The 7,544-nt window shown below is 57.8% G+C and carries 8 protein-coding genes; 2 read left to right on the top strand and 6 right to left on the bottom strand.

All coding sequences use genetic code 11. The features are described 5' to 3' along the window. Together BSU04_RS11675 and BSU04_RS11670 are read right to left on the bottom strand one after the other, a co-directional pair. On the bottom strand, positions 1-185 hold a 185-nt coding region (locus BSU04_RS11675; RefSeq protein ID WP_179258184.1), incomplete at its 3' end, for a phage integrase N-terminal SAM-like domain-containing protein. 179 nt (positions 186-364) lie between these two features. Further along, positions 365-760, bottom strand: a complete 396-nt coding sequence (locus BSU04_RS11670) for a nuclear transport factor 2 family protein (RefSeq protein WP_089160765.1) — start codon at positions 758-760, stop codon at positions 365-367. Positions 761-1,339: 579 nt separating this feature from the next. Here BSU04_RS11670 and BSU04_RS47505 point away from each other — a divergent pair. Continuing rightward, positions 1,340-1,966 carry a hypothetical protein gene (locus BSU04_RS47505; RefSeq protein WP_256982541.1) on the top strand — a complete coding sequence of 209 codons (627 nt, stop codon included), beginning with the start codon at positions 1,340-1,342 and terminating at the stop codon, positions 1,964-1,966. On the opposite strand, the gene valS is transcribed toward BSU04_RS47505, so the two are convergent. Then, positions 1,963-4,491: a valine--tRNA ligase gene (gene valS / locus BSU04_RS11660; protein ID WP_089160764.1), complete on the bottom strand. Its 2,529-nt coding sequence runs from the start codon at positions 4,489-4,491 to the stop codon at positions 1,963-1,965. The genes BSU04_RS47505 and valS overlap by 4 nt on opposite strands. 955 nt (positions 4,492-5,446) lie before the next feature. Here valS and BSU04_RS11655 point away from each other — a divergent pair. Continuing rightward, positions 5,447-5,965 carry an AAA family ATPase gene (locus BSU04_RS11655; RefSeq protein ID WP_306427185.1) on the top strand — a complete coding sequence of 173 codons (519 nt, stop codon included), beginning with the start codon at positions 5,447-5,449 and terminating at the stop codon, positions 5,963-5,965. 218 nt (positions 5,966-6,183) lie between these two features. Here the strand turns inward: BSU04_RS11655 and BSU04_RS11650 are convergent, their stop codons facing one another. From BSU04_RS11650 to BSU04_RS11640, 3 genes are all read right to left on the bottom strand, one after another. Further along, complete coding sequence (locus BSU04_RS11650; RefSeq protein ID WP_089160762.1) at positions 6,184-6,558, bottom strand: VOC family protein; 375 nt, start codon at positions 6,556-6,558, stop codon at positions 6,184-6,186. A gap of 31 nt (positions 6,559-6,589) precedes the next feature. After that, entirely contained in the window at positions 6,590-7,237 is a 648-nt protein-coding gene (locus BSU04_RS11645) for a helix-turn-helix transcriptional regulator (protein ID WP_256982536.1), read from the bottom strand. A 43-nt stretch (positions 7,238-7,280) separates the two neighbouring features. Further along, a partial coding sequence (locus tag BSU04_RS11640; RefSeq protein ID WP_256982232.1) for an integrase core domain-containing protein occupies positions 7,281-7,544 on the bottom strand: 264 nt, incomplete at its 5' end.

Below are 7,544 nucleotides of genomic sequence, written 5' to 3'. Positions count from 1 at the left end.
AGATGCAACTGGTAGCGTCGCAATTCCTCAACGGTCGCGGTGTCGGGCGAGCGTCCGAGGAAGACTGTGAACTCGCGTACGACGCGAAGGTAGTTGGATTGCGTGGTCGGCGCGAGGCGACGCATGCGCATGTCGTCCATCATGCGCTGGCGTAACGGGCTGATAACTTCGGTGGATGTCGTCATAGCTCGGCTCCTGTCGAGTAACGAGGCGGATCGCCTCATCAATCAACATAGGAAACCAAGCCGGGTCCCTCCGAAAAACCACATGCCTCAAACGGAGGGCCTACCGCGCGAGCGGTTTAGTCCCATGGCCGGTTCGCGGCGGTGGTCTAGCCGGCACAACGCCGGCGATACGCGCTAACCTACTCGATGCGCTCGACAAGATGCGCACGATTGGCGGGGGCATCATATGACTCCGGCCAATATTCAACGATCCGAGTGATTTTGCCAGCTTCGACTGAGAAAAACGATACGGCTCGCGCGGTCATAGATCCATCGGTAACCGTCACATTGGATACTGCTTCGCTAGCCGTTTTAGCCACGACTCTGTTCACCGCGAAACGCCACGGACCCTGCGCCGGGTACTCCGAGTTCATCTGTGCGAACCGCGCGGCACCACGGATGAGTTCGTTCGACTGGGGCCATTCAAGGATGAATTGCTCACCTAACACCGCCTGCACCGATGCAAAGTCGTTTGAACCCATGAGCGTCCAAAACTCACGGACGAGCACCGAGATATCGTTAGTGTCTTCTGTCATCGTGCTGCGTTCGGCAAATTGAAGGAGTTGTGATTCGAGATTGTCAGCGATTCCACCACCCGTGTCGAATGTCTCCTGTTGGCGTGCGCCGTGCAAAGGCGGCGCTTTCCCAGTGGGTGTAAGCCCCACCCGGCAACCGCTCCAGCCGGAAGCAACCGGAGCAATCGTGGAGGTAACGAAGCGGTTGAAGCCTTCGGTGAAGCGTGTCACGAAATACGGTGACAGCGCGAGTGTGCAGGCCGTAACGCGAGTGAACGCCGAGCAAGCCTCGAAAAGGACGATGCGCAGGCCGACCTGACTGCCATATCGGGGAAGGCTGATACGGCTGGGTGAACGAGCAGGCAGGACGCCCAGTCGCTGCGCCGGGGTAGTGGCGACAGCATGCACACAAGGGAAGCGCACGCAACACGGGAAGCCCCTTGGCGTGGTCAGGGATGACCAACCGGACGCCCGCGAGGGACAGGCCGGGCGCCTTGGGGTGACGGAGAGGCCCGTATTACCGTCGAAGCCGGTGTAATGCTGGTGGAGAAAAGGGGCCTCAGTTCAAGACAGACGCAATACGTAGTGAGGACGTGGAGATTGGGCAACCTATCAACTCCGATTCGTGTTCAGAAGCTGCAGATGGCGTTACACGCGAAAGCGAAGGCAGAAGCCGGGTATCGCTTCTACGCGCTGTACGACAAGATCTATCGTGAGGATGTGCTGGCGCATGCGTACGCCCAGTGTCGCTCGAACAAGGGCGCGCCGGGTGTCGATCGGCAAGACTTCGCGGAGGTCGAAGCGTATGGGGTGCAGAAGTGGCTCGGCGAACTGGCATTGGATGAAGACTTGTTTTTAGCCTGCGCCATGGGGGCGGGCGCGATCGTTCTTTTAGTGTCAGCGTCGCGCGCCGCGAAAAAGCGCTGCAGAAACGCGACAAGTAAACCAACGCAGTTCACTCGCTCCGCTTCCTTGGACACGATATTGTTGGCAATTCAGGCGCAGTGGTCGAGTGGCTTAAACTGGCCGCTGCATGCCCGTCGCCCCCGACACGAGCCGGTCGCCCTTGCCCTGGCACTCTCGCAGCGAGGCTGCCGTCGCGACTGCTCGGACAGCTTCGCCTCTCCGAGCTTTGGCTCGGCAGCGACGTGGAGACTAGCTTTGCGAATGCTCGTGTCACAGCCCGGTCAGGAGACGCAAACTCGTCTCCTGAACCGTGCTTTCTAGGCGAGCGTGACGCTGATACCAAAACTCTCCGCGAAGGCCGTTTCGAACCGCTTGACCTGTCCCGCGTCACACAGATCGCGTTCCGCTGATCGCAGAATCGCCAGCCGATCCGCGGAATCGCTGACGATGACATGGTCCACGACCGCTTTCATCGACACCTTCGCTTCCGATTTGGCACGTCGAATCTCGCGCAACACGTCAGAGACGACATTTGTGGTGTCGGCGATCGCTTCCGGCCCCGCGAGGACGGCGAGCAAAAATGCATCCGGCCACTGAGCGCGATGAACCGACGCTTCTTGCCACCACGACCAGCTCTCCTCAGCGGCGAACGGCAGGAACGGCGCGAAGAGGCGCTGGATCACTGACAGAGATTCAGCCAATGCGCAATGAGCTGACGTCGCACCAGCCCCGGTACCGTGCGCACGGCCTTTCACGAGTTCGACGTAGTCGTCGCAATACCACCAGAAAAAAGCTTCTGCCTGTTCGAGCGCTTTGCTGTAGTCGAGCGAGCCAAGCGCAGTCGTAGCGAGGTTCACGACCTTCGCAAGCCGCGCGATCATTGCCTGGTCCAACGGTTCGGTCATGCTGCGCTCGGATTGATGAGCGCAGCCGAGCACAAACTCCGACACGTTCAACAGCTTCATCGCCAGCCGCCGCCCGTTCTTCATTTGCGTTTCGTCGAACGCGGTATCCATCCCAAGGCGTCCCAGTGCGGCCCAGTAACGCACGCCATCCGAGCCGTATTTGTCGAGCAGCGCGATTGGCGTCACCACGTTGCCTTTCGACTTTGACATCTTCTTTCGATCGGGATCGAGAATCCAGCCTGACAGCATTGCTTGCTTCCACGGCAGTTGATTCGTTTCCAGATGCGACCTGACAACCGTTGAAAACAGCCACGTCCGGATGATGTCGTGTGCTTGCGGACGCAGGTCCATCGGAAATACCTGGTCGAAGCACCCGTTCGCTTCTTCCCAACCGGCTGCGATCTGCGGCGTGAGGGAACTCGTCGCCCACGTATCCATGATGTCGGTTTCACCAATAAATCCGCCGGCTTGCCCTCTTTGATGTTCTCTGTAACCGGCGGGAATGTGCGACTGAGGATCGATCGGCAATGACGACTCGTCCGGGCAGATCGGCGTGCCGAAATCAGGCTGTCCTTGCAAATCGAGCGGATACCACAACGGAATCGGCACGCCGAAAACCCTCTGGCGGCTGATGAGCCAGTCCCCATTCAATCCGCCGACCCAGTTCGCGTAGCGGCTGCCCATGAAGCTGGGAGACCAGCGGAGCTCATTGCCACGCTCCAAGAGGTCCTCGCGAAGTGTCGAATCGCGTCCGCCATTGCGCAGATACCACTGCCTCGTCGCGATGATTTCGAGCGGACGGTCACCTTTCTCGAAGAACTTAACGGCGTGTTTGATCGGCCGCGGCGTTCCGATCAAGGCGTTACTCGCCTTCAATGCTTCGACTATCCGCCGACGCGCTTCGGCAACCGTACATCCCGCCACCTGCAGATACGACGCACGAGCTTCCTGCGACACGATCCACTCTGGCACATCATGCTGCACGCGACCGTCCCTACCGATGATCGCGCGTGTTGGAAGATCGAGTTCACGCCACCAAATCACATCGGTCAGGTCGCCGAAGGTACAAATCATCGCGAGGCCGGTGCCTTTCGCCGGATCGGCAAGCGCATGCGTTCGGACCAGCACGTCCATGCCGAACAACGGGCAGCGGACCGTCCTGCCGATTAGATGGCGAAAGCGCTCGTTCTCGGGGTGTGCGACCAGCGCCACACAAGCCGGCACCAATTCCGGCCGCGTCGTGGACACCACCACGGCGTTGCCATCGTCGTCTGCAAAGCGAAGATCATGAAAAGCGCCGCCGATCTCGCGATCCTCCAGTTCAGCCTGGGCCACGGCCGTCTGGAATGTGACGTCCCAGAGACACGGCGCCAGTTGACGATAGAGTTCGCCGCGTTGCAAGTTTCGCAGCAGCGCGCGCTGACTTGCGCGTTGAGCGCGATCGTCAATGGTCGCGTAGGTCAGACTCCAGTCGACCGAGAGCCCCAGGCGGGCGAAAAGATCGCGGAAAGCAATCTCGTCGAGCTCCGTCAGACGATGACACAGTTCAATGAAATTGCGCCGACTAACGCGAGCAAACGACGATCGCTGGGACGGCACGATTTTGGGTGCGCAATAGTCTGGATCATAGGCGGCATCGAGATCGCAGACGACGCCGTAGTAGTTCTCCACACGTCGTTCGGTTGGCAGTCCGTTGTCGTCCCAGCCCATTGGATAGAAAACCGTCTTACCCATCATGCGCTGGAACCGCGCGATGATGTCAGCATGCGTGTAGCTGAACACGTGGCCGACATGCAGGGAGCCCGACACGGTGGGCGGAGGGGTGTCGATCGAATACACGGCGTCTCGCTTCGCGGAGCGATCGAACGCGTATGTGCGCTGTTCGTCCCAATGCAGGCTCCAACGCTTCTCGATGCCTTCGAGTTGTGGTTTTTCCGGCACCCGGGTGACCGATCGCCTTGGAACGTTGTGCGATAGAGCTAACTCGTCAGTGGGGACAAGTTTAGGCGCGAGCGAAGCGATCCCGCGAGATAGACTGGCGGCAGAAAAGCCTGAAGGCCAAAAGGTAACGGGAAGAGAAACTGGGTAACGCTGCGTGCAAGGACGCGAACGCGTAAAGCGGGAGTAATCGGCAGAAGGCGGCTCTATTGTGCCGGTCAGAACATCGTTACGTTTAACGGTGACATAGCATCGTCCGACGGTAGACGTGAGAAAAGGGTTCTCCCAGCTTGTGACCGGGTTCCACTTTTATAATCGATTGCGCGGCTCCCGGCAACATCCAAGTGCGCCTCGTTTGCCCGACTCCTGAAGCTTGCTGTCGGCATCTAAGCCTTTAAGCGGCAGCGATTTCGGCGGGATCTGTCAGTTGTTGACGATCTAGATGTTGCGATCGACTGACGGCTTCTGGCCCAGACCGTGTCAAAACATTTTTTTGAATTGCTGCAATATCTCGTCCGATGGCGGAGGTAGTCGCACGCAGCCAAAGCAGAGCTCTCGCGTGCCACTGAAAGTGAAAACTGTGCCAGGTAAGTGAAAAACTGCCGCCACAGTTAGTGAAATAATCTGGGCGGCCAACTCTTTTCTGCGCGGACTCGGCCGTCCGCCACTGTCGCTGGTCGAGCTCTAGCTGCCGTTCGGTCTGCGATTGTGATTCCTTGGTGATCGAATGATCCAGTGCGACGCCTACTTGTCCCATTTCGCACGCTGCTTTATGCTTTGTCACATGAACCAATACCGGGTCAATTCGATTATTAACGCCGCGACAGTCTCGGCGGGATAGCTATTGAGTTGACCATACGCGATCACAACCCGCCCAGAAGGCGGGTTTTCGCTTTCTGGGCCCTAATCGGAGTGCCTGGAAATGAGGAGTGAGAGCAGGTTAGTTGACGGAGTTGGATTGTGTGACGCGGCTGTTCTCCATATGGTCTGCGGCAAAATTGCCTCGGGCAAGTCCACGTTGACCGCCCGTTTGGTGAAAGCTCAGCGGGCGGTCCTGATCAGCGAGGACGTATGGATGGCGCGTCTCTATTGGGACGAAATCCATACGCTGGCAGACTATGTGCGCTGCGCAGGACGCATCAAGACGGTCCTCACCGACCACATTCAATCCCTCCTTTTAGCGGGAGCGTCAGTGGTCCTGGACTTCCCGTTTAATACAACCGACACCCGTTCATGGGGGCAATCTTTGTTTCGAACTGCCGGGTGCGAACATCGGCTTCACTATCTGGATGTGAGCGATAAAATTTGCAAAGCTCGTTTGAGGGCGAGGAACGCTTCAGGCGAGCATCCGTTCCGGACATCAGAAGAGCAGTACGATCAGATCACCCGGTACTTCGTTCCGCCCGCACTCAGCGAAGGATTCAACATAGTTGTCTATGACGAGTCAGGTAAGGTCCGTTCCCGGACGGAGTCATGACATTCGAGTGGCCGGTCGGCGGCGAAACGCGATGATGAAGCCCGCAGTTCGAGCACCGTGCCCCCGTGTCGACCGCACGACGAACTTCCGTAGCCGACCCCGAAGAGACCTTCGCGTAACCCTAAAACGGCCGTTCGTAAATGAACGAACAGCGAAGCTACGGGCGGCGGCGATGAGGAACTGAAGTCGGGGAAGTTACCGTGGTCCGGCGGGTTTCCTCAACGCTTTGGTCGAGAGAATATGTTAACGAGATTCCCATCCGGGTCACGCAGCAACAGCGAGCGATTGCCCCACGGCATCAACGTTGTCGGCATAACGATGTCTGCCCCCGACGCATTCATTCGTTCAAAAACTGCGTCAACGTCCTCCACTTCAAACTCCAGGATCGCCGACTGGTTCGCGGCCGCACTGGCGGCACCGACATTAAAAAGTTTAATCAGGTGCTCAGACGAAATCGCAAGCGTCGCTCCTTCGAATTGTATTTCAGCAAACCCTTCAGCTGGCCGCGCAGCCCCGAGACCGGAAAGCCTTTGGTAAAACTCGACCAGACCTTCAATATCCTGCGTAACAACACGAACAGATGCGAACTTCATTTGAGCTCCTGGCTAAGAAAGGAAACTCAGTCTAATGGTCGATGCTGTCAGATTCTGGCAGTATTGTGCGGCTAGCTACGTGATTGACCTTACGCCACTCTCGAAGCAGCGTTGACCGTCTTTTGGGGTAGCGCTCCTCCATCTGCTCGACGTTCAAGATTCGGTCCGATCGGAAATTCCGAAAATCTGCTCGAAGCTCGCACCAGCACATTAGCACCCGGGCCTGGTCGAAATACACCAGAGCAAATGGCCAAACTACACGCTGCGATGCATTACCGGTGCCGTCTGCGTAAGTAATATTAAGCTTTCGCTCCGCTCGAACGGCGGCACGTAGAAGGTCTTGCGAGACCTTGTGGGCAGGTCTCTTCAACGGCGCACCGACTAGCAGCGACGATTCCTCCAGTTCTCGACGCAGCTCAGTGGGTAGTACGGCGGCTACCTTCGCAAGCGTGCTCAGTGCGCCGTCCGATAGGGTCTTGTCGCAGCGATCAGCCACCCAGCGCATGCCAAGAACCAAGGCGTCGAGTTCCTCTGAGCGGAACATCATTGGTGGCAGCATAAAACCCGGTTTCATAACGTAACCAACGCCCGGCTCCCCCTCGATCATTGCTCCTTGCGCTTGCAGACTGGCGATGTCCCGGTATAGCGTTCGGATGCTCACGCCAAGCTTCTCGGACAAAGCTTAAAGTGGACCCGTCCGTCAAGACAGCTTTTGTTTGGATTTAAGCTGTACTCAGATCCACGCTTGCAGCGGAACAGCGCTGCCCTGTTTTGTCTTTTCCAGAGCCAAACTTGTCGACGATGAGAGCGCCTCCACCATGCCCGCTGGCGTACACGATGTTAGGTGTTTGGTAGTCCAGTGACTGGTGCGGTCGTTCGCTATTGTAAAAATCGAAGTAACGCGTCATGCCGAGCGTAAGCTCGCCCATCGTTTCATATCCATTCAAATACACATCCTCGTGCTTGACGTTGCGCCACAGTCGCTC

Source organism: Caballeronia sordidicola (assembly GCF_002220365.1).
GTDB classification, from domain to species: Bacteria; Pseudomonadota; Gammaproteobacteria; order Burkholderiales; family Burkholderiaceae; genus Caballeronia; species Caballeronia sordidicola_C.
The sequence above is the reverse complement of the archived record's forward strand: the minus strand, read 5'-3'. Positions and strand labels throughout refer to the sequence as shown.